General features: G+C 67.9%; 20 protein-coding genes, 1 pseudogene and 1 riboswitch. Of the genes and pseudogenes, 11 read left to right on the forward strand and 10 right to left on the reverse strand.

The genetic code is table 11. From position 1 onward, the window contains the following. Positions 1 to 3: 3 nt before the first annotated feature. Positions 4 to 996 carry a LysR substrate-binding domain-containing protein gene (locus tag H5407_RS08685; RefSeq protein ID WP_183104049.1) on the reverse strand — a complete coding sequence of 331 codons (993 nt, stop codon included), beginning with the start codon at positions 994 to 996 and terminating at the stop codon, positions 4 to 6. A 132-nt stretch (positions 997 to 1,128) separates the two neighbouring features. Here H5407_RS08685 and H5407_RS08690 point away from each other — a divergent pair, with 132 nt between their 5' ends. Beyond that, positions 1,129 to 1,488 carry a DUF2917 domain-containing protein gene (locus H5407_RS08690; protein WP_183104050.1) on the forward strand — a complete coding sequence of 120 codons (360 nt, stop codon included), beginning with the start codon at positions 1,129 to 1,131 and terminating at the stop codon, positions 1,486 to 1,488. Between the two features lie 2 nt (positions 1,489 to 1,490). After that, a complete protein-coding gene (locus H5407_RS08695) occupies positions 1,491 to 1,958 on the forward strand; it encodes a cupin domain-containing protein (RefSeq protein WP_183104051.1) in 468 nt (155 codons plus the stop codon). Positions 1,959 to 1,991: 33 nt separating this feature from the next. Here the strand turns inward: H5407_RS08695 and H5407_RS08700 are convergent, their stop codons facing one another. Continuing rightward, positions 1,992 to 2,429, reverse strand: coding sequence for a TfoX/Sxy family protein (locus H5407_RS08700; protein ID WP_183104052.1), 438 nt, complete (start codon positions 2,427 to 2,429; stop codon positions 1,992 to 1,994). Between the two features lie 97 nt (positions 2,430 to 2,526). Between H5407_RS08700 and H5407_RS08705 the strand changes: the two genes are divergently transcribed. Both H5407_RS08705 and pepQ read left to right on the forward strand, forming a co-directional pair. Further along, a complete protein-coding gene (locus tag H5407_RS08705; RefSeq protein ID WP_255501153.1) occupies positions 2,527 to 3,102 on the forward strand; it encodes a 5-formyltetrahydrofolate cyclo-ligase in 576 nt (191 codons plus the stop codon). Between the two features lie 97 nt (positions 3,103 to 3,199). After that, entirely contained in the window at positions 3,200 to 4,549 is a 1,350-nt protein-coding gene (gene pepQ / locus H5407_RS08710; protein WP_183104054.1) for a Xaa-Pro dipeptidase, read from the forward strand. A 9-nt stretch (positions 4,550 to 4,558) separates the two neighbouring features. Here the strand turns inward: pepQ and H5407_RS08715 are convergent, their stop codons facing one another. The 7 genes and pseudogenes from H5407_RS08715 to H5407_RS08740 form a co-directional block, all read right to left on the reverse strand. Further along, positions 4,559 to 5,602, reverse strand: coding sequence for a FemAB family XrtA/PEP-CTERM system-associated protein (locus H5407_RS08715; protein ID WP_183104055.1), 1,044 nt, complete (start codon positions 5,600 to 5,602; stop codon positions 4,559 to 4,561). Positions 5,603 to 5,776: 174 nt separating this feature from the next. Next, on the reverse strand, positions 5,777 to 6,397 hold the full coding sequence (locus H5407_RS08720) for an OmpW family protein (RefSeq protein ID WP_183104056.1): 621 nt from the start codon (positions 6,395 to 6,397) through the stop codon (positions 5,777 to 5,779). A gap of 149 nt (positions 6,398 to 6,546) precedes the next feature. Further along, complete coding sequence (metF, locus tag H5407_RS24245) at positions 6,547 to 7,404, reverse strand: methylenetetrahydrofolate reductase [NAD(P)H] (RefSeq protein ID WP_255501157.1); 858 nt, start codon at positions 7,402 to 7,404, stop codon at positions 6,547 to 6,549. A 54-nt stretch (positions 7,405 to 7,458) separates the two neighbouring features. Next, positions 7,459 to 8,184: pseudogene (locus H5407_RS24250) on the reverse strand (TlyA family RNA methyltransferase); the annotation flags it as partial. A 126-nt stretch (positions 8,185 to 8,310) separates the two neighbouring features. Then, positions 8,311 to 9,732 carry an adenosylhomocysteinase gene (gene ahcY, locus H5407_RS08730; protein ID WP_183104058.1) on the reverse strand — a complete coding sequence of 474 codons (1,422 nt, stop codon included), beginning with the start codon at positions 9,730 to 9,732 and terminating at the stop codon, positions 8,311 to 8,313. Between the two features lie 82 nt (positions 9,733 to 9,814). Then, positions 9,815 to 9,930: riboswitch (S-adenosyl-L-homocysteine riboswitch) on the reverse strand. A 63-nt stretch (positions 9,931 to 9,993) separates the two neighbouring features. Beyond that, a complete protein-coding gene (locus H5407_RS08735) occupies positions 9,994 to 11,112 on the reverse strand; it encodes a DNA glycosylase AlkZ-like family protein (RefSeq protein ID WP_183104059.1) in 1,119 nt (372 codons plus the stop codon). A 96-nt stretch (positions 11,113 to 11,208) separates the two neighbouring features. Continuing rightward, complete coding sequence (locus tag H5407_RS08740; protein ID WP_183104060.1) at positions 11,209 to 12,219, reverse strand: diguanylate cyclase domain-containing protein; 1,011 nt, start codon at positions 12,217 to 12,219, stop codon at positions 11,209 to 11,211. 299 nt (positions 12,220 to 12,518) lie between these two features. Here H5407_RS08740 and H5407_RS08745 point away from each other — a divergent pair, with 299 nt between their 5' ends. Together H5407_RS08745 and H5407_RS08750 are read left to right on the forward strand one after the other, a co-directional pair. Then, positions 12,519 to 13,484 (forward strand): chemotaxis protein CheX, encoded by a 966-nt coding sequence (locus H5407_RS08745; protein ID WP_183104061.1) that lies wholly within the window; start codon positions 12,519 to 12,521, stop codon positions 13,482 to 13,484. A 50-nt stretch (positions 13,485 to 13,534) separates the two neighbouring features. After that, entirely contained in the window at positions 13,535 to 13,906 is a 372-nt protein-coding gene (locus H5407_RS08750) for a response regulator (RefSeq protein WP_183104062.1), read from the forward strand. Positions 13,907 to 13,984: 78 nt separating this feature from the next. On the opposite strand, the gene metK is transcribed toward H5407_RS08750, so the two are convergent. Further along, complete coding sequence (gene metK, locus H5407_RS08755; RefSeq protein ID WP_183104063.1) at positions 13,985 to 15,166, reverse strand: methionine adenosyltransferase; 1,182 nt, start codon at positions 15,164 to 15,166, stop codon at positions 13,985 to 13,987. 179 nt (positions 15,167 to 15,345) lie between these two features. On the opposite strand from metK, the gene H5407_RS08760 reads away from it, so the two are divergent. Genes H5407_RS08760 through H5407_RS08780 form a run of 5 tightly spaced genes read left to right on the forward strand, consistent with a single transcriptional unit; the run spans position 15,346 to position 19,591 of the window. Beyond that, positions 15,346 to 16,194: a lysophospholipid acyltransferase family protein gene (locus H5407_RS08760; protein ID WP_183104064.1), complete on the forward strand. Its 849-nt coding sequence runs from the start codon at positions 15,346 to 15,348 to the stop codon at positions 16,192 to 16,194. Beyond that, complete coding sequence (locus H5407_RS08765; protein WP_183104065.1) at positions 16,191 to 17,066, forward strand: lipid A biosynthesis acyltransferase; 876 nt, start codon at positions 16,191 to 16,193, stop codon at positions 17,064 to 17,066. The genes H5407_RS08760 and H5407_RS08765 overlap by 4 nt, the downstream gene beginning before the upstream one ends. 17 nt (positions 17,067 to 17,083) lie before the next feature. After that, on the forward strand, positions 17,084 to 17,950 hold the full coding sequence (gene dapF / locus H5407_RS08770; RefSeq protein ID WP_183104066.1) for a diaminopimelate epimerase: 867 nt from the start codon (positions 17,084 to 17,086) through the stop codon (positions 17,948 to 17,950). After that, the gene (locus H5407_RS08775; protein ID WP_183104067.1) at positions 17,947 to 18,651 is read left to right on the forward strand and encodes a DUF484 family protein; all 705 of its coding nucleotides are present in this window, start codon (positions 17,947 to 17,949) and stop codon (positions 18,649 to 18,651) included. The genes dapF and H5407_RS08775 overlap by 4 nt, the downstream gene beginning before the upstream one ends. Then, entirely contained in the window at positions 18,632 to 19,591 is a 960-nt protein-coding gene (locus H5407_RS08780) for a tyrosine recombinase XerC (RefSeq protein WP_183104068.1), read from the forward strand. The genes H5407_RS08775 and H5407_RS08780 overlap by 20 nt, the downstream gene beginning before the upstream one ends. The last annotated feature ends 29 nt before the right edge of the window (positions 19,592 to 19,620 follow it).

A 19,620-nucleotide genomic window follows, 5' to 3' on the forward strand; every position in this document is an offset into this window, starting at 1 on the left:
GCCTCAGTCGCCGCCCAGGCCTTCCTCTGTCTCGTCCACCGGAACGTCGCCGATGGCCTGGCGGGTGAGGGCGGCCTGCTCCTGGATCCATCGCGCAAACTCCAGCGCTTCGGGCCGCTGCCGGCCCTGGCGGGACATCACCAGCCAATAGGCCGAGGGGGCGTCGATCCGGGCCGTGGGGCCGAAGGGCTCCACCAGCTCCTTGCGTTGCAGGGACTCGCTCACCAGGGCCAGCCGCGCCAGCGCCACGGCCTGGCCGGACAGCGCCGCCTGCACCTGCTGGTAGGTGAAGTTGAGGTACATCCAGCGTCTCGGCTGGAGGTCCTTCTGCCCTTGCTGCGCCAGCCAGCGGCGCCAGCTGACGTAGACGCCGGAGGGGCGCTGGTCGTCCTCCTCGGCCAGGGTGTGCAGGGCCAGGTCGCTGGCCTGGCGCAGGGGCGGCAGTTGCCCTTGCTGTGCCTGCTGCAGCAGCCAGGGGCTGACCACGGGGGTCAGGATCTCGCCAAAGAGGCGCTGGGCATCGACGGGCATCTCGCTGGTGGTGTCGTAGCGCAGCGCCAGGTCCATCTCGCTGTCGTCGAGCTCGATGATCTGGTCATGGGCCGAGACCCGGATGTCCATGTCCGGATGCAGCCGGTGGAAGGCCTCCAGGCGCGGCAGCAGCCACAGCGAGGCGAAAGAGGCGAAGGTGGTGACGTTGACCACCTTGCGGCCCTGGCTCTGGCGGATCTGCCGCACCGTCGTGTCCAGCCGGTCCAGCACCCCACGCACCGTGCCCAGCAGCAGCGAGCCGTGGCTGCTCAGCTCCACATGCCGGGTGCCGCGCAGCAGCAGCTGGCAGCCGACCTCCTCTTCCAGCGAGCGGATCTGCCGGCTGATGGCGGATTGCGTCAGGTGCAGCTCCTCGGCCGCAGCGCGGAAGCTCAGATGGCGCGCAACCGCCTCGAAGGCTCGAAGCGGGCCGATGGCAAGGGGGCGTTGGCGACTTGGATTCATGACTGAAACGCATCAATATGGCGCAATGATCTCATTGGACGCTGATCGGTGGAGACCCTAGTATCCCTCCACGTTCCCGATTTTTAAGGCCCTCAAGCAAGCGACGGGCCTGCGGGAGCAAAGGGAAGAAACATGTTCAGCCGTATCACTGCCGCAGAATCCGCATCAATCCATCGCGCCGCCGACCACGGCGCGGACTGGCGCCTGGTCCAGGGCGAAGCCCTGACGTTGCCCATCGGTCCGGGCCCGCGCGAGCTGCAGGTGTTGGAAGGCCGGGTCTGGCTGACCCGAGACGGCCGCCTGAACCGCCCGGCCCTGGACGTTTGGCTGGAAGCCGGGGACAGCCTGACCGTGCCCTCGGGCGCCGAGCTGGTTCTGGAGGCCTGGCCGCAGGCCCGCTTCCAGCTGCTGGTGCCGCCCCTGGCCTGCCCGGAAGTGCAGCGGCGCCCGGTGGCAGTCAGCCAGCGCAGCCACGGCCTGGTGATTGCGTGAGCATGAAAGGGCCACGCGCACTGCTGAGCCGCGCGGCCATCGAGGCCCTGCCGGTGCAGGACAAGGCGCACCTGTTGGATCCCAATGCCGTGCGCCAGGCCCGATTCCTGTCTGAGGTCACCGGCATGCAGCAGCTGGGCTGCCAGCTGATGAGCCTGGCACCCGGCCGCGCCTCGGCCGAGTACCACCGCCATCTCTACGAGGAGCAGTGCTTCTACGTGCTCAGCGGCGAGGGCCGCGTGCTGATCGAGGACCGCTGGCACCCGCTGCGCGCCGGCGACTTCCTGGGCTTCTCGGCCCGGGGTGAGGCGCACAGCATCTACAACAGCGGCAGCGAGCCGCTGCTGATGTTCGCCGCCCGCGTCAACCTGGAGCAGGATGTCTGCGACTACCCACACCAGGGCAAGCGCCTCTACATGAATGGCGAGGAAGAGGTGCTGGTGGATCTGGCCGAGGTACGGCGCGCCTAGGGGCGGCGCCGTTGACCGCCATCGCCACGCAGCTCATCGTTTGCGGCTGGCCGTGGAGGTCTTGGCGGGCGCAGCCGTGCCGCCCTTGGGCTTCGCCTGGGCGGGCTTCACCTTGGCGGATGTTGGTGCCTTGCGGGACGCAGGCTTGAGCCGCGCCCGCAGCGCCGCCTCCAATGCCAACTGCGCCCAGGGCCGCATGAGGGCCGGTGACTCCATGGCATCCTCGGGCGGGCTGAAATAGCGCAGGCCTGCCATCTTGCCCTCACGCTCGTACTCGAACCGCCGGCAGCCGGCTGCCTCGAAACGTGGGAGGGTCAGGTCGTCAGCCTTCAGGAAGAGCTGGTCGAAGGCGATGATGGCGATGAAGAGATCGTCCGCATAGATACCGAAGCCGCCGAACATGCGCCGGCTGCGCAGGGCTCCCACCGGGGCCAGAAGCTCCAGGGCATGGTCAAGCAGTTCCTTGGACATCGGCCCATGATAGGCGCAAGTGCAGCAGCCCTGACGCAGAGGCTGGCAGCAAGGCCTGACCCCGGCTAGGATGCAGGCTTCCCGCTATGCAAGGGTCTTGCCTGTGGATTTGTACGACAAGGTCGCGCTGCGCCGCAAGCTCATCCAGGACCGCCTGGACCTGCCCCAACGCCTCGAGCTCGCCGCGGATCTGCAGGAGGTTCTGCGGGTCTGGCTGGTGACGCGTCGTGAGCAGACCATCGGCGCCTATTGGCCCATCAAGGGAGAGTTCGATCCCTTGCCGGCGCTCTACCGCTGGAGCGAGGCCCACGACGACCGCCGCATCGGCCTGCCGGTGGTGGACAAGGAACATGGCACCCTGCGCTTCCATGTCTGGTACCCGGGCTGTCCCATGGAAGAGGACGCCTACGGCATCCCCAAGCCCAAGGACACCGAGGTCTTCGAGCCCCAGTTGCTGGTGGTGCCCTGCGTGGGTTTCGGACCCTGCGGCCTGCGCCTGGGCTATGGCGGCGGCTTCATGGACCGCACGCTCGCGGCCCTGCAGCCGCGCCCTGCCACGGTGGGCGTGGGCTATGCCCATGGCTTCTTGCCCCTGCTGAAGGCCGAACCGCACGACGTGCCCTTGCAGGCCATGATCACCGAGGAAGGTGTGGTCTGGGACGAGCGAGGCTGAAGCGCTCGCGCCCTCGGGCATGACCGGGGTCAAGCGGGCGCCTCCTGACCGAGAATGGGGGCTTCACACGATCGCCACCGCGCCTCTTCCTGTCGCCATGAGCCACGCCGCCCAAGACCCCCGCATCGCCTCGCTCTACGCCGAGCACATCCAGACCTGCCAGGCCCGCGCCGAGCGTGCGCTGAGCCTCAGCGGCCACGAGGCCCTGCTGATCGCTTCGGGCGTCGAGAAGTACGCCTTCCTGGACGACCGCCCCTACCTCTTCCAGCCCAATCCGCACTTCAAGGCCTGGCTGCCCCTGGTCGCCCATCCCTACAGCTGGCTGCTGGTGCGCCCCGGCGCGAAACCTTTGCTGGTGTACTACCAGCCGGACGACTACTGGCACGTGCCACCCGCGCCGCCTGCCGGCCACTGGGTGGACCAGGTCGAGCTGCGCGTGATCAGTGAGCCTGAGCAGGCGCTGCAGCACCTCCCGACGGACCTCAGCCGCCTGGCCATCGTTGGCGAGCCTGATGCCGCCCTGCAGCACCTGGTGCCCAACAATCCCGAGGCCCTCGTCCACAGCTTGCACTGGGCCCGCGCCTGCAAGACGCCTTATGAGCTGCAGTGCCTTCGCGAGGCCTCGCGCCATGGCGCCCGCGCACATCTGGCTGCGCGCGACGCCTTCCTAGCGGGCGGCTCCGAGGCCGAGATCCACCGCGCCTATCTGATCGCCGCAGGCCACACCGACCGCGACCTGCCCTACAGCAATATCGTGGCCCTCAATGAGCATGCCGCCGTGCTGCACTACCAGTATCAGGACACCGCTCGCCCCGCGAAGCATCGCTCTCTGCTGGTGGATGCGGGCGCGCAGGTGGCGGGTTATGCCTCGGACATCACTCGAACCTGGACCCTCGGCGATGCCGACAGCGCCGAGTTCGACGCCCTGCTGGCGGCCATGGAGTCGGCACAGCTGGCCCTGGTCGATGGGGTCCGACAGGGCGTGGACTACCGCGACATCCACCTCAGCACCCACCGCCACATCGCCCGCATCCTGCGCGAGCAGCAGCTGGTGTCCATGAGCGAGGAAGCGATGCTGGCCGAGCGCGTGACCAGCATCTTCTTCCCGCATGGCATCGGCCACTTCCTGGGACTGCAGGTGCATGACGTGGGCGGCTTCATGGCGAGCGAGGCGGGTGGTACGCGCAGCAAGCCCGAGGGGCATCCCTATCTGCGACTGACCCGCGACCTGGCCGCCGGCATGTGCGTGACCATCGAGCCGGGCCTCTACTTCATCCCCACGCTGCTGAACCAGCTGCGAGGCGCGCCGGCCGCCCAGGCCGTGGATTGGGCGAAGGTGGAGCGTCTGGCCCGCTTCGGCGGCATCCGCATCGAGGACGACGTGGTGTGCCGCGCCGACGGTGCGCCGGAGAACCTCACGCGCGACGCCTTCGCCGCGCTGGCCTGAATCCGGTCGTCAGGGAATGCCGCGAACGATGTGCGGCCCCAGCAGGCTGCTGAACCACACGGGCAGCTTCTGCCAGGCCCGCACCAGCAGGGCGAACTTGCCGTTGCTGGGGCGGGCGTCGCCCACGGAGCCCTTGAAGGAGTGGTACTGCCAGAAGGCCGGATGGGCCACGGCGCCCCATTGCTGCTTGAACTTGTAGGTGCCGCTGTCCACGGTGCTGCGGCCGAAGTCGAACAGGGGCTGGCCGCGCTGGATGCTGCGTTCCAGCACGCGCCAGTACATCAGCACATTGACACTGAGGTGGTTGTACTCGCGTAGCGCGCTGGCACTGGGGATCAGGGTGCAGCCCGGTGCATGCAGCAGGAAGCCCGCCGCCACCGCGCGACCCTCGTGGCGCAGTACAGCGACCTCGGCCTCTGCGGGGAACTGGGCCAGCATGTGCGCGAAGAGGGCGCGGCCGTAGGGCGGCGTGCCCAGGTCGCGCATATTGCGCGCGAAGACCCGGTAGAACTCGTCCAGCAGATCCTCGCGGCCGAAGGCCACGCTGAAGCGTGCATCGGACAGTGGCTTGCGGATCTGGCTGCGCAGCTTGGACTTGATGCCCTTCTCCCACAGTAGCTCCGGCGTGGCAGGCAGGGGCAGGCGCATGTGGACCTTCTCGGTCACCAGGGCATTGAAGGCCGGGTGCTGGAGCTGGCGCTCATGGCGCAGCTCCAGGTGCTTGACGTCCAGGCGCTTCGCCAGCTCGACGGCCGCCTCGACCAGCCTTGCCTCGTCTTGCGGGCGGTCGGCCAGCACGCCTCCCGTGTTGAGGTAGGGTTGACTCACCAGGTAGCGGCCGAAGATGGGGCCGCTGACCAGCTGCAGGGGCAAGGCACCGACGATGGCCTCGCCGCGGGTCAGCCACAGGAAGTGCGGCTCGTGGCGCAGTGCGCGCTGCAGGACTGTCGACCACTCTTGGCGCAGGTGGAAACCGTCATAGCCGAAACGCTGCAGGTATGCGTTCCAGCCGGCGGGCGGCTGCTGGGCCTGGTGCAGGGTCGTGTCGGGCATGCGTGTGGGGGCGGCGGGTGCGGTGAATGGCCCCGCATCCTATGCGATCGCCCCCCTGCGCTGCACCGCCCGACTCAGTGTCTGCGGTGTGCAGACGTAAAAAGGCCGCCGGGCCCAGCCGGGCACGGCGGCACAAAACAAAGAGGATTGCTCAGAACAAGGCGGGGGACTCGCTCAGAAGCGGAAGCCCAGGCCCACGCCCACCAGCAGCGGATCAACCTTGAACTTGCCGACTTCGGTACCCTTGGCGTAGACCTTGGTGCCGATCTGCACCTTCTTGACGTCCACGTTCAGGTACAGGTTCTTGCTGATCTCGTAGTCGAAACCGAGCTGGAAGGACAGGCCCAGGCTGGTGTGCTTGACGCTGGGCGACAGGGCGGTGTCCACGGCCGGGGCGAATTCCACGTTCGAGAAGATCGTGTAGTTCAGGCCGGCGCCCACGTAGGGGCGGAAAGTGGCGTTGGGGGCGAAGTGGTACTGCAGGCTCAGGGTGGGCGGCAGGTGCTTCAGGGTGCCGATCTCCTTGCCGCCGGCTGACAGGGTGTGCTTCTGCGGATAGGTCAGGATCAGCTCAGCGGCCAGGTTGGGGCTGAAGAAGTAGCTGAAGTCGACTTCGGGGATGACCTTGTTGTTGACACTCAGGTCCAGGCCGGTCGTGTCCTTGTTGGCCGAGTCGAGGTTCACGGCACGCACGCGCATCATCCACGGGCTTTCAGCGCCCGGGGCGGCCTGGGCGGCAAAGGCGCCAGCGGCCAGGGTGGTGGCGATCAGGGTGCGTGCAACAAGCTTGCTCATCTCAATAGCTCCTTCAATGAATGGGAACGTTTCCCGATGAAGCTATTGGAGAGGTGGCGCCAGGGTTATCCCTTGATGTGACACAAATGCGAGGGCGCCATGCCCCCGCGATTCATGTGGACTCTAGGGCGACTTGATCCGCCGCAAGGTCATGCGCCCAGACCGAGGCGTTTGCACAACTCCAGCACCAGGGCGCTCTGGTTGAGCGTATAGAAGTGGATGCCCGGTGCGCCGCCGGCGATCAGGCGTTCGCACACACGGGTGACCACGTCCAGGCCGAAGGCGCGGATGGAGGCCGTATCGTCCATGAAGCCTTCCATCTTCAGCGCGACCCAGCGGGGGATCTCGATGCCGTCGCGAGCCGCGAACTGCGCGATGCGGCCGTAGTTGTGGAAGGGCATGATGCCCGGCACGATGGGCGCCGTGACGCCCAGCTTGCGGGCCTCGTCCACGAAGTGGAAGTAGGCGTCCGGATTGAAGAAGAACTGTGTGATGGCTCCGCTGGCGCCGGCCTTCATCTTGTCGGCGAAGTGCTGCAGGTCGCGGGCGGCATACCGCTGCTGTGGGTGGTATTCGGGGTAGGCGGCGACCTCGATCTGCCAGTCGGCGCCCTGCGTCTCGCGGATGAACTGCACCAATTCCGCGGCATAGCGGAATTCACCGGCGGTGGCCGTGCCGCTGGGCAGGTCGCCGCGCAGGGCGACGACACGGCGGATGTCCTGCGCCCGGTACGTGGCCAGGATCTCGGCGATGTTCTCGCGGGTCGAGCCTACGCAGGAGAGGTGTGGCGCGGCCTCGTGGCCGGCGGCGGCGATCTCGCTCACGGTGGCCAGGGTCTTCTCGCGCGTGGAGCCGCCGGCGCCGTAGGTGACGCTGAAGTAGTGCGGACGCACGGCACTCAGTTCCTGCACGACGGTGCGCAGCTTTTCGGTGCCCACGGGCGTGTTGGGGGGGAAGAACTCGAAGCTGACCGGCGGCCTGGCCGCGGGGATGTTTGCTTGGCTCATGGCGATGCCTTTCCTGTGGCTGCGGGGGGGGCCGCTGGTCTTGCGGGCCCACAGAAAGAATTCCGTGTTGCCATCACCGCCGGTGATGGCGCTGCTGAAGTAGCCCTGCACGTGCCAGCCCAATCCTTGAGCGGTCGTGCGGACCTGTTGTTCCAGTTGAGGGAATAGGGCCGGGTCCTTGACCAGGCCGCCCCTGGAGAGGGCCTTGGGGCCCAACTCGAACTGCGGCTTGATCAGGAGCAAGACCTGACCCTCCGGGGCCAGCCAGGGGTCTAGCTGGGCGAAGGCGCCGATCATGGAGATGAAGCTCAGGTCCCCCACGATCAGCGGGAAGCCGCCCGGCGGCGCGTGGGCAGGCAGGGCGGATCCGGCCAGCTCGCGCACATGCAGGCCTTCGAGCGCGGTGACGCGCACATCGGCCTGCAAGGCGGCATGCAGCTGCCCATGCCCCACGTCCACGCCCACGATGCGGGCGGCGCCGTGCTTGAGGAGGCAGTCGGTGAAGCCGCCGGTGCTCTGGCCCATGTCCAGCACCGTGAGGCCTTGCACCGCGATGCCGCTGGCCTGCAGCGCGCCTTCCAGCTTCAAGCCCCCGCGCGAGACATAGCGCAGCTCCGCGTCGTCCGTCACTGCCAGCACCTCGTGCTCGCCCACGTCCTCGCCCGCTTTCCTCACCTTCGCTCCGGATGCCCGCAGCACAGCGCCCCGCTCGATCAGCCGCTGGGCGGCCGAGCGCGTGGGCGCGAGTTGCAGGGTCATGAGGCGTTGATCGGCGCGCATCGAGAAAGTGCGGGGCTTGGGGTGTCGTCAGAGGGCTCGGTGGTGCCGGGCGTAGCGAGCGGACTTCAGACTAGGCGCGGGAGGACCCGCAACGACGCATGAAGTTCGCGCAGTAGCCCGCAGAGATCAGTAGCGGTAGGTGTCGGGTTTATAGGGGCCCTGCTTGGGCACGCCGATGTACGCCGCCTGCTCCTCGGTCAGCTCGGTCAGCTGCGCATTCAGCGTGGTCAGCTGCAGGCGCGCGACCTTCTCGTCCAGGTGCTTGGGCAGCACATAGACCTTGCCGATGTCGTAGGCGTCGCGGTGGGCGAAGAGCTCGATCTGGGCAATGGTCTGGTTGGCGAAGGAGGAGCTCATCACATAGCTCGGGTGGCCCGTGCCGCAGCCCAGGTTCACCAGGCGGCCCTTGGCCAGCAGGATGATGCGCTTGCCGTCCGGGAAGATCACGTGGTCCACCTGCGGCTTGATCTCCTCCCACTGGTATTGCTCCAGCGAGGCAACGTCGATCTCGTTGTCGAAGTGGCCGATGTTGCAGACGATGGCGTTGTTCTTCATCGCTGCCATGTGCTCATGGCGGATCACGCTCTTGTTGCCGGTGGTGGTCACGAAGATGTCGGCCTTGTCGGCGGCGTACTCCATGGTCACCACGCGGTAGCCTTCCATCGCGGCCTGCAGGGCGCAGATGGGGTCGATTTCGGTCACCCAGACCTGCGCCGACAGCGCGCGCAGTGCCTGGGCCGAACCCTTGCCCACGTCGCCATAGCCGGCCACCACGGCGATCTTGCCGGCTACCATCACGTCAGTCGCGCGCTTGATGCCATCCACCAGGGACTCGCGGCAGCCGTAGAGGTTGTCGAACTTGCTCTTGGTGACGGAGTCGTTGACGTTGATGGCGCGGAACAGCAACGTGCCCTTGGCGCTCATTTCCTTCAGGCGGTGCACGCCGGTGGTCGTCTCCTCGGTCACGCCGATGATCTCGGCGCTCTTGCGGGTGTACCAGGTGGGGTCCTGGGCGACCTTGGCCCTGATGGCGGCGAAGAGGATGCGCTCTTCCTCGCTGCCCGGGTTGGCCAGCACGGAGAGGTCCTTCTCGGCCTTCTGGCCCAGGTGCATCAGCAGGGTGGCGTCGCCGCCATCGTCCAGGATCATGTTGGGGCCTTCGCCCGCTTCACCCTTGGCACCGAATTCGAAGATGCGGTGCGTGTAGTCCCAGTAGTCCTCCAGGGTCTCGCCCTTGTAGGCGAAGACGGGCGTGCCGCGGGCCGCCAGTGCGGCGGCGGCGTGGTCCTGCGTGGAGAAGATGTTGCAGGATGCCCAGCGCACTTCGGCGCCCAGGGCTTGCAGGGTCTCGACCAGCACGCCGGTCTGGATGGTCATGTGCAGCGAGCCGGCGATGCGTGCGCCCTTGAGGGGCTGGCTGGCGGCGTATTCCTTGCGGATGGCCATCAGCGCGGGCATCTCGTGCTCGGCGATATTGAGTTCCTTGCGACCCCAGTCAGCGAGGGACAGGTCAGCAATCTTGTAGTTGTCAGTGGCAGCGGCGTTCATGGGCAGGCTCCTTCATGGTCTGAAGCCGCGGACGCCAGGGGAGGGGAGTCGACGAGGACACGATCACCCCAGGCCTGACGGCAGCGGGTGAGCGCGGTTGCAAGGGGTCAGCTCCAGGGTGTGGAGCTTCGACCGGTTCCGAGCCTGGCCTTCTGCCGCCCATTGCAGGCGATGAAGGTTGCAACGCTCCTCGGATCAGCGCGGATTGTAGAGGCTGCGCGCGGTGAGGTGCGTGAATTTGGGCCAGGACGATGCGGTAATTCAGCCTTCGCCCGCGCCGTCTTCCAGGCCCAGGAAGCGCGACAGATGCGTCAGGGCCTCGCCCAACGCCTCCTCGAAGCGCGCATCGCGCGGGCGTTCGCCGATGAAGCCGGTCTCGCACTGCAGCCGGCCATCAAGCACCTTGAGGTTGGCCCAGCCGGGGATCTCCTCGCCCCAGAGAAGGGGCAGGGCGTAGTGCCCCATCTTGCGCCGGGCGGCCGGCGTGTACGCCTCGAAGCGGTAGGGCCAGCCCCAGAACAGCTCGAAGCGGTGGCGGTCCCACACGACCGGGTCGAAGGGGGCCAGCAGTCGCAGCGACGCATGGGGCCGGTGGCGGCGCGAACGGGGGTCTTCGTCGGCCGGCCAGAACCAGATCTGCCCCTGGACCTCGGCATGCGGAAAGCGCTGCCGGGCCATCTTGAGCAGGTGGCGGATCTCGGGCTGCAGCTGTGGGGCTCCGTAGCGCAGCAGGGTGCCCAGGTAGCCGAAGCTGCGCGCGGGCAGCGGGGCGTAGAGCTTCAGCACCATGTCCAGCAGCGTATCGGCACGGGCGAGGCGGGCGCTGGGGCTGTCGTCTTGGGGCGGGTGCTGCACGGCCTCGTAGACACGCGTGCCGCTGTCGCGCCGGTGCACGCGCAGCATGCCGCGGTAGTGCATGCCGTCCAGCAGGTGGGTCACGGCATTGGACTGGCCGCCCCAGTAGCCGCGCACCTGGCCGTGGTCGAACACCGCCTGGACCTGGGCCGGATGCTGCGGCCCGGCCTCGGCGATATGGGCCAGCAGCTCCCCGGCGCGCGCCTGCGTCGGGCGGTCCCAGGGCTTGCGAGCCGTGCGGGGGTGCATCAGCGCCAGGTGCTCGCGGGGCAGGAAACCATAGTTGACGAAGCAGTCCTCCTCGATGCCCAGACGGCGGTAGCGGGCCTCGAGTTCGCCGGCACGGTAGTCCTTGACCCGCCAGGCGAGGATCAGGTCCTGGGCCCGCGCAGGCGCTCGCATGGGGTCAGCCTGCACAAAGCCCAGGCGGCGAATGGCCTGGGGCAGCGTGGTGGGCGTGAAGAGGCTGCGCGCGATGGCGTAACGGCGGAGCTGCTCAAGGCTGGGCGGTCGGGTACGGCTCACGATGGGCGTCGGTCAGGATGCCGCGCAGCTTGCCTGGCGGCTGTGGTTTTGTACAGTGCTATTTCCCCGGCTTGCCCGATCCGCGGCGGCCCGGACTCAGCGGCCGCCGCGCAGGGTCTGGCGCTGCTCGTCGGTGTCCATCTGCATCTCGTAGCTGAAGAAGCGGTTCCTGCCGTAGGCCTTGGCGTTGTACAGCGCGTCGTCGGCGCGCATCAGCAGGCCTTCGGCCGTGGTGGTCTCGTCGGGGATGCAGGTGGTGATGCCGCCAGAGAGCGTGATGTGGCTGGCAATCGGCGAGTCCGGATGCGGCAGATGGCCCTGCGCCAGGGTGCGCAGCAGGGCGCGGGCGTAGGTCATGGCGCCGGAGCGCGGGGTGTTGGGCAGCAGCAGGGCGAACTCCTCGCCGCCATAGCGGGCCGCGCAGTCGGCAGGGCGGCGGCAGAGGTCCTTCAGCAGCCGGGCCACATGGCGCAGGCACTGGTCGCCCTCGACATGGCCGAGGGCATCGTTGTAGCGCTTGAAATGATCGACATCGCACAGCATGAGCGTGAGCGGTTGGCCACTGCGCCGGGCGGCTGCAAGCTCCTGCTGCAGCCGGGCGTCGAGGCCGCGGCGGTTCATCAGGCCCGTCAGCGAATCGACCTGGCTGAGCTCGTGCAGCTGGGCATTGGCCTGGCGCAGCTCCTCGGAGACCGACACCAGGCGCTGGCGCATGTGCGAAAGCCGCTGCATTGCCCGCAGCTTGGCGTGCAGGATCATGGGCGTGACGGGCTTGACGAGGTAGTCGTCCCCGCCGGCCTCGATGCCCTTCCAGACGTCGGCGTCCTGGCTGCGCTGCGAGAGGAAGATGATGGGCGTCCAGCCGCCGGGTTCGGCGCCACGCATGGCGCGGGCGGCCCAGTAGCCGTCCTTATCGGGCATCTCCACGTCCAGCAGGACCAGGTCCGGCCGGTAGCGCTCGAAGAGCTGCAAGCCCCAGTCGGCACTGTCGGCTTCCAGGACACGGTGCCCGGCACGGTCCAGCTCCGCGGCCAGGGCGACCCGGGTGGCGTTCTGGTCATCGACGATCAGGACGGTCAGAGGGGCGGCTTGGAAGTGCGTGCTCATGGGGCAAGTGCCGGCGAAAGGCAGGCGTGTAGGGTAGCGTCAGTGTGACCCAGCATCCATGGGGTGCCGGCAAGGCAGTTGCAGTCGCCGCGAAGGGCGGACCAAAGCCGTGAATCCTGCACGAGGCAGCCCCTGTTCATTCGCCGCTGCAGGCGTAGCATGGGCCGAGGTCCGTGGGGCGCCTGCCGGCGCCGCTCGGGCCCCGGGCATGCCCCTGGCTGCACCAGGCCGGCATGCCCGCCGTACAAGCCCGATCGCCCCGGCGGTCTTTGCGGACAGGGCCCGACCCTGCTGAGCCCATGACGGAAACAACGCAACTGGAAGCCAAGGTGCTGCTGCTGGAGCATGAGCCTGAGCAGTACCGGCGGCTGTCCGACTTCTGTGCCCAGGTGGGTCTGGTCGCCCTGCCTCGCTCCGCAGGGGATGCGTTGCCGACGCTGTCCCAGCACAAGGACCTCGGCGGCGTGCTGCTGGCCGAGAACCTGCCCTGCGAGGGACCTGACGGACTGACCCTGGCCCGCGCCATCCACAAGCTGCGGCCCGAGCTGCCCATCTTCCTGCGCCGCACCAGCGAGCGCCCGCTGAGCCCTGAGGAGCAGGCCACGCTGCGCCACGAATGGCGCTCCGGCGAGATGGAGCCGCTGCGCGAGGCCGTGGAACGCGCCATCTTCAGCCTGCGCTACCCGACCAGCCTGGTCAACGGCATCGTGCAGCTGACCTGCTCGGCGCTGGGCTCCATGTTTCCCAATGCGCTGGTGATGGCGGAATCGCCCTACGTGGTGCATGACCGCATCATCCATGGCGAGGTGTCCACGCTGATCGCCATCGAGAGCACCTGGTGCCGCGGCTACATGATGCTGCAGACCGAGGAGAGCGCCCTTCGCCAGGGCCTGATCCAGGGCTTCGGCTACGAGGGCGTGGGCGGTGACCTGAACTTCCGCGAGCTCAACAACATGCTGGGCGAGACCACCAACCTGATCTGGGGCGCTTTCAAGAACCGCTACATCCCGCCCAAGGCCTTTGCCAACCAGCAGACGCAGGTGCCTATCGTGATCAACCACGAGCACAAGTACATCTCGTTTGGCTCGCAGGATCCGCAGCTGTGCATCCGCTACCAGCTCTCCGACCCCAAGCGGCCGGGCCTGCCGCCCCTGATGATCGTGCAGCGCTTCATCTTCAACCTGCACTGGTCTCCCGAGGAGTTTGCCGAGTTCGACAGCGCGCCGCCCGATGTGGCGCCGACAGGCGAGCTGGAACTCTTCTGAAGACCCTTCCCAACACGCGACTGAACGAAGTTCCCGAGGAGATCCGCGATATGGCCCATATTCTCGTGGTGGACGATTCCAGCACCATGCGAGAGATCGTCGCCAGCTTCCTGAGCAAGAACGGCTTCGAGGTGGCTGTGGCTACGGACGGCCGCGATGGCCTGCACCAGCTGCAGAAGGACCCCGGCATCAAGCTGGTGGTCAGCGACGTCAACATGCCCAATATGGATGGCCTGACCATGGCCGAGAAGATACGCACCGAGCTGGGCAACAAGCAGGTCCGCATCGTGATGCTGACCACGGAAGACAACCAGAACATGCGCGAACGCGGCAAGGCCATCGGCGTGACCGGCTGGATCGTCAAGCCCTTCAAGGGCGAGGCGGTGCTGGGGCCGTTCAGGAAGCTGTGCGGGATGGCGTGAGGGCGCTTCCCGCCCACGAAAAAAGCCGCCAGAGGGCGGCTTTGTCTTTGGTCGATGCCTCGCTGAATCGGGGCGGGCTTACAGCCCGGCTGCAGCGCGAAGTGCTGCGGCCTTATCGGTCCGCTCCCAGGTGAACTCGGGTTCCTCGCGGCCGAAGTGGCCGTAGGCCGCGGTCTTGGAGTAGATCGGGCGCAGCAGGTCCAGCATCTGGATGATGCCCTTGGGGCGCAGGTCGAAGTGGTCCTGCACCAGCTTGGCGATCTGCTCGTCGGGGATGACGCCGGTGCCTTCGGTGTAGACCGTCACGTTCATCGGGCGGGCCACGCCGATGGCATAGGCGACCTGGATCTGGCATTGGCGGGCCAGGCCGGCGGCCACGATGTTTTTGGCCACGTAGCGGGCGGCGTAAGCGGCCGAGCGGTCCACCTTCGTCGGATCCTTGCCCGAGAAGGCGCCACCGCCGTGCGGGCAGGCGCCGCCGTAGGTATCGACGATGATCTTGCGGCCGGTGAGGCCGCAGTCACCCTGCGGGCCACCGATGACGAAGCGGCCGGTCGGGTTGACCAGGTACTTGGTGTCCTGCAGCCACTCCTTGGGCAGCACGGGCTTGATGATCTCCTCGATGACGGCCTCGTAGAACTCGGGCTTCATCTTGTCGCCCAGGCTCATCTCGGGGGCATGTTGTGTGGAGAGCACCACGGTGTCGATGCTGTGGGGCTTGCCGTCCACGTAGCGCATGGTGACCTGGCTCTTGGCGTCCGGGCGCAGGAAGGGCAGGCGGCCGTCCTTGCGCAGCTGGGCCTGACGCTCCACGAGGCGGTGGGCGTAGTAGATGGGCGCGGGCATCAGCTCGGGCGTCTCGTCGCAGGCGTAGCCGAACATGAGGCCCTGGTCACCTGCACCGGTGTTCAGGTGATCGTCGCTGGCGTGGTCCACGCCCTGGGCGATGTCGTTGGACTGCTTGTCGTAGGCGACCAGCACGGCGCAACCCTTGTAGTCGATGCCGTACTCGGTGTTGTCGTAGCCGATGCGCTTGATGGTGTCGCGCGCGACCTGGATGTAATCGACGTGAGCGTTCGTGGTGATCTCACCGGCCAGCACCACGAGGCCGGTGTTGCAGAGGGTCTCTGCGGCAACGCGGGAGCGGGGATCCTGGGTGAAGATGGCGTCGAGGATCGCGTCGGAGATCTGGTCCGCGACCTTGTCGGGGTGGCCTTCCGAGACCGACTCGGAAGTGAAGAGAAAATCGCTGTTCGCCACGTTTTTAAACTCCAGTGTGTTAGTCCATCGGCGTTGCCGTGCTGGTGGAGTCAGGCGGCGAACGCTTTAGCGGCATTTGTGGAGCTTCTCAGCCCGGCGGTTCAGGCGATCTCTCGATCTGCACCGCATCGCCCCGCAAGTTGTCCAAGTTAACTCGGCGATCCTTTCATTATAGAAACATGCTTCTGCTGCGCCTGCTGTCTCGCTGTCCCCTGTGGTTTTTGCACGGCCTGGGCACCTGCGTGGGCTGGCTCAGCTGGCTGGCCAGCCCGTCGTACCGCCGCCGCGTCCGCGAACACAGGGCCCTGGCGGGTCTGCGCGGCTGGCAGGGCATGGGTGCCGTGGCACAGGCAGGCCGCATGATCGTCGAGCTGCCCTGGCTGTGGCTGCGGCCCGCCGGCCGCCCCCTGGGGACCCGGGTGCGCTGGGAGGGCGAGGAGCACATCCGCGCGCTGCCGCCGGGCCGCGGCCTCGTCTTCCTCACGCCGCACATGGGCTGCTTCGAGGTCACGGCCCAGGCCTATGCCGAGCGGTTTGCCGCGAGCCATGGCGCCATCACCGTGCTTTACCGGCCCGCGCGCAAGGCCTGGATGCGCAGCATCGTCGCGGTCTCGCGCCAACGGCCAGGGCTGGAGACGGCGCCCGCCACGCTGTCCGGCGTACGCCAGATGCTGCGCGCCCTGCGCCAGGGCCAGGCCGTGGGCCTGCTGCCTGACCAGGTGCCGCCGCTGGGGCAAGGCGTCTGGGCGCCCTTCTTCGGCAAGCCGGCCTACACGATGACCCTGGCCCAGCGCCTGGCCCAGCAGACCGGTGCCAGCGTGTTGCTGGTCTGGGGTGAGCGACTCTCCTGGGGCCGCGGCTATGTGGTGCATGTGCGACCCGGTCCGCAAATCCCGGGCGATTCCAGTCCAGAATGCGCGGCCGAGCTCATCAACCAGTCCATGCAAGCCTTGATCCTGGAAGCGCCCGACCAGTACCTCTGGGGCTACAACCGCTACAAATCGCCCCGTGAGGGCGGGCTCGAATGAGCGCGCGCCTGCTGATCGGCCTGCTGTGGCTGCTGCATTTCCTGCCGCTGGGCCTGCTGGCGGCGCTGGGCCGAGGCCTGGGGCGCTTGCTGTGGTGGCTGGCCGGCAGCCGCCGCCGCATCGCACGCAAGAACCTGGAGCTGTGCTTTCCCGAGCTACCAGCGGGCGAGCGCGAGGCGCTGGCCCGGGAACACTTCGCGATGGTGGGGCGCAGCCTGCTGGAGCGCGGCCTGCTGTGGTTCGCCTCGCCCGAGCGCCTGCAGCGCATGATCCGCATCAAGGGCAATATCCGCCTGGCCGAGCAGACGCCTGGCGCCATGATGTGGCTGCTGCCGCATTTCGTGGGCCTGGAGTGGGTGGGCCCGGCGCTGATGCTCAACCAGAAGCGGCCTGGCGTGGACGTCTACCAGCCGCAGAGCAATGCGGTGCTGGATGCCCAGGTCCTGGCCGGCCGCTCGCGCTTTGGCACGACCGCTTTCGTGGACCGCCATGACGGCATCCGCCCTGTGCTGCGCCTGATCAAGCAAGGCTATGCCTTCCTCAATGCACCCGATCTGGACCATGGCGAGAAGGACTCCGCCTTCGTGCCCTTCTTCGGCGTGCCGGCCTGCACCCTGCTGGCACCGGCCCGCATGGCGGCCAGCCAGGGCATGGTGGTGCAGCCGCTGGTGGTGACCATGCTGCCGGGCGGCCAGGGCTATGAGGTCGAAGCCTGCGACGCCATCCCGGGCTATCCCAGCGATGACCCGCTGGCGGATGCCCGCACTGTCAACCGCTGGCTGGAGGCTCGGGTGCGGCGACACCCTGCTCAGTATTTCTGGGTCCACAAGCGCTTCAAGACCCGCCCGCCTGGCGAGCCGTCCGTCTATTGACGCCTGATAATGACCGCATGAAGCTGCGATTCACCAAGATGCAGGGCGCCGGCAATGACTTCGTGGTCATCGACGCCACCCGCGAACCGCTGGGCCTGAGTGCCGAGCAAATCCGCCATTTGGGCGACCGCCGCTTCGGCGTCGGCTGCGACCAGATCCTGGTGATCCAGGCCAGCGATGAGCCCGGTGTGGACTTTCGCTACCGCATCTTCAACAACACGGGCGACGAGGTCGAGCACTGTGGCAATGGCGCACGCTGCTTCGTGCGCTATGTGTCCGAGAAGGGCCTGTCCGACAAGCGCAGCGTCAAGGTGCGCACGGTCAACCGGCTGCTGGAGTTGCATCTGCGCGATGATGGCCGTGTCAGCGTTGACATGGGCGCGCCGGCCTTCGACCACCCTTCGCTGCCCTTCGACCCCACGGGCCTTGCGGCGCGCCAGGAAGGGCAGGGCGAGCTGTGGACGCTGCCCCTGGCCGATGGCGATGCCTGCGAGGTGGCCGTCCTGTCCATGGGCAATCCGCATGCGGTGCAGCGTGTCGCCGATGTCGATCACGCCCCGGTGGCCCAGCGAGGTCCGCAGGTCGAGAGCCATGCGGCCTTCCCGAGGCGCGTCAACGCCGGCTTTCTGCAGGTCATCGACCGCGGCCATGTGAAGCTGCGCGTGTACGAACGCGACGCGGGCGAGACCCTCACCTGCGGCACGGGCGCCTGCGCCGCCGTGGTGGCCGGCATCCGCCTGGGCTGGCTGGACGAGGCCGTTGAAGTGCAAACGCGCGGCGGCCAACTGCGCATCGAATGGGCCGGCCTGAGCCAGGGCCTGCAGGCGCCGGTCTGGATGACCGGGCCCGCCCAGACCGTGTTTGAAGGAGAGATCTCGCTGTGAGCACCCATGACGACGCCCCGCAGGGCCTGACCGAGCAGGACCTGGCCCAGTACCTGCTGCGCAATCCCGGCTTCTTCCAGCGGCATGCCGAGCTGCTGGCCAGTGTGCAGCTGAGTCATCCGCATGGCCAGCGGGCGGTCAGCCTGCAGGAGCGCCAGGCAGAGATGCTGCGCGAGAAGATCAAGGGCCTGGAGCACAAGCTGATTGAGATGATCCGCAACGGGCAGGAGAACGTCGCCATTGCCGATCGCCTGCATGCGTGGACCCTCAGCCTGATGCTCACGGCCGACGCGGCCGCACTGCCCGAGGTGCTGCTGCGCGATCTGCGCCACCACTTCCTGATTCCCGCCGCCGGCCTGCGCCTGTGGGGGCTGGATGGCGCCTATGCCGGCGCCGAGTACGCGCAGACCGTCACCGAGGATCTGCGCAGCTTCGCCGCCAGCCTGGCTCAGCCCTACTGTGGCGTGAATAGCGGCTTCGAGGCCGTGCGCTGGCTGGGGGACGAGGTGGCCATCGCCTCGCTGGCCCTGATTCCCCTGCGCCGCGGCCCCGTGGCCGAGCCCTTCGGCCTGCTGCTGTTGGGCTCTCCGGACCCCACACGCTACACGGCCGAGATGGGCACCGAGTTCCTGCAGCGCATCGGCGAGCTCGCCGGCGCCGCACTGGCGCGGCTGCTGCCGGATGGACAAGCTGGCGCCTGAGTCGCCCGCGTCGGCGGCCTTGCCGGAGCAGCAGCGTCGCTATCTGGAGCACCTGCGCGTGGAGCGTCGCCTGGCGCTGCGCACCCTGACGCTTTACGAGCAGGCCTTGCGCCGCCTTTGCCTGCTGGCCGATGAGGCCGGCGTGGCATTGGAGCGTGTCAGCGTCCAGCAGGTACGGCGCTGGATCGCGCGCCTGCATGGGCAAGACCTGTCCCCGCGCAGCCTGGCGCTGATGATGTCGGGCTGGCGCAGCTGGTATCGCTGGATGGGTCGGCAGGGCCTGGTCGAGCTCAACCCGGTGGATGGTCTGCGTGCGCCCAAGGGCAGCAAGCTCCTGCCCAAGGCCCTGGGGGTGGACGATGCCGTGCAGCTGGCCGCCTACCGTGATGAGTCCGCGGACCCGGTGCGCGAGGCCTGCGACGCGGCCCTGGTCGAGTTGCTCTACAGCTGTGGGCTGCGCGTCAGCGAGCTGGTGGGCCTGGACGTGGTGCCGGGTGCGGCCGCTCGCGGCTGGCTGGATCTGGACGGCGCCGAGGCCCATGTGCTGGGCAAGGGCAGCAAGCAGCGCATCGTGCCCGTCGGCCGCGCCGCGCTCGAGGCCGTGCGTGCCTGGCTGCTGTGCCGGGGGGAATGGCTGGCTGCGGGCAGCACCGAGACCGCCCTCTTTATCGGCCCGCGCGGCGGGCGCATGGGGGCCACGCAGGTGCGCCAGCGCCTGCGCCTGCGTGCGATGGCGGCCGGCTCGCCCAGCCACGTGCATCCGCACATGTTGCGGCATTCCTTTGCTTCGCATGTGCTGCAGTCCAGCGGCGACCTGCGTGCCGTGCAGGACCTGCTGGGCCACGCCAACATCAGTACCACGCAGGTCTATACCAAGCTGGACTTCCAGCACCTGGCCAAGGTCTATGATGCCGCCCACCCGCGGGCGCGCAAGCGCTGAGCCGGCGGCGCGAGCGTTGCGCCCGCGCC

This window comes from Mitsuaria sp. WAJ17 (assembly GCF_014174515.1).
Taxonomy (GTDB): domain Bacteria; phylum Pseudomonadota; class Gammaproteobacteria; order Burkholderiales; family Burkholderiaceae_C; genus Roseateles_B.

Excerpts from the sequence above, each read along its gene's own strand:
- H5407_RS08760 (WP_183104064.1), top strand. The coding sequence starts at position 15,346 with ATGCTTCTGCTGCGCCTGCTGTCTCGCTGTCCCCTGTGGTTTTTGCAC.
- H5407_RS08685 (WP_183104049.1), bottom strand. The coding sequence starts at position 996 with ATGAATCCAAGTCGCCAACGCCCCCTTGCCATCGGCCCGCTTCGAGCC.
- pepQ (WP_183104054.1), top strand. The coding sequence starts at position 3,200 with ATGAGCCACGCCGCCCAAGACCCCCGCATCGCCTCGCTCTACGCCGAG.
- ahcY (WP_183104058.1), bottom strand. The coding sequence starts at position 9,732 with ATGAACGCCGCTGCCACTGACAACTACAAGATTGCTGACCTGTCCCTC.
- H5407_RS08765 (WP_183104065.1), top strand. The coding sequence starts at position 16,191 with ATGAGCGCGCGCCTGCTGATCGGCCTGCTGTGGCTGCTGCATTTCCTG.
- dapF (WP_183104066.1), top strand. The coding sequence starts at position 17,084 with ATGAAGCTGCGATTCACCAAGATGCAGGGCGCCGGCAATGACTTCGTG.
- H5407_RS08690 (WP_183104050.1), top strand. The coding sequence starts at position 1,129 with ATGTTCAGCCGTATCACTGCCGCAGAATCCGCATCAATCCATCGCGCC.
- H5407_RS08745 (WP_183104061.1), top strand. The coding sequence starts at position 12,519 with ATGACGGAAACAACGCAACTGGAAGCCAAGGTGCTGCTGCTGGAGCAT.
- H5407_RS08740 (WP_183104060.1), bottom strand. The coding sequence starts at position 12,219 with ATGAGCACGCACTTCCAAGCCGCCCCTCTGACCGTCCTGATCGTCGAT.
- H5407_RS08750 (WP_183104062.1), top strand. The coding sequence starts at position 13,535 with ATGGCCCATATTCTCGTGGTGGACGATTCCAGCACCATGCGAGAGATC.
- metF (WP_255501157.1), bottom strand. The coding sequence starts at position 7,404 with ATGAGCCAAGCAAACATCCCCGCGGCCAGGCCGCCGGTCAGCTTCGAG.
- H5407_RS08715 (WP_183104055.1), bottom strand. The coding sequence starts at position 5,602 with ATGCCCGACACGACCCTGCACCAGGCCCAGCAGCCGCCCGCCGGCTGG.
- H5407_RS08700 (WP_183104052.1), bottom strand. The coding sequence starts at position 2,429 with ATGTCCAAGGAACTGCTTGACCATGCCCTGGAGCTTCTGGCCCCGGTG.
- H5407_RS08720 (WP_183104056.1), bottom strand. The coding sequence starts at position 6,397 with ATGAGCAAGCTTGTTGCACGCACCCTGATCGCCACCACCCTGGCCGCT.
- H5407_RS08695 (WP_183104051.1), top strand. The coding sequence starts at position 1,491 with ATGAAAGGGCCACGCGCACTGCTGAGCCGCGCGGCCATCGAGGCCCTG.
- H5407_RS08780 (WP_183104068.1), top strand. The coding sequence starts at position 18,632 with ATGGACAAGCTGGCGCCTGAGTCGCCCGCGTCGGCGGCCTTGCCGGAG.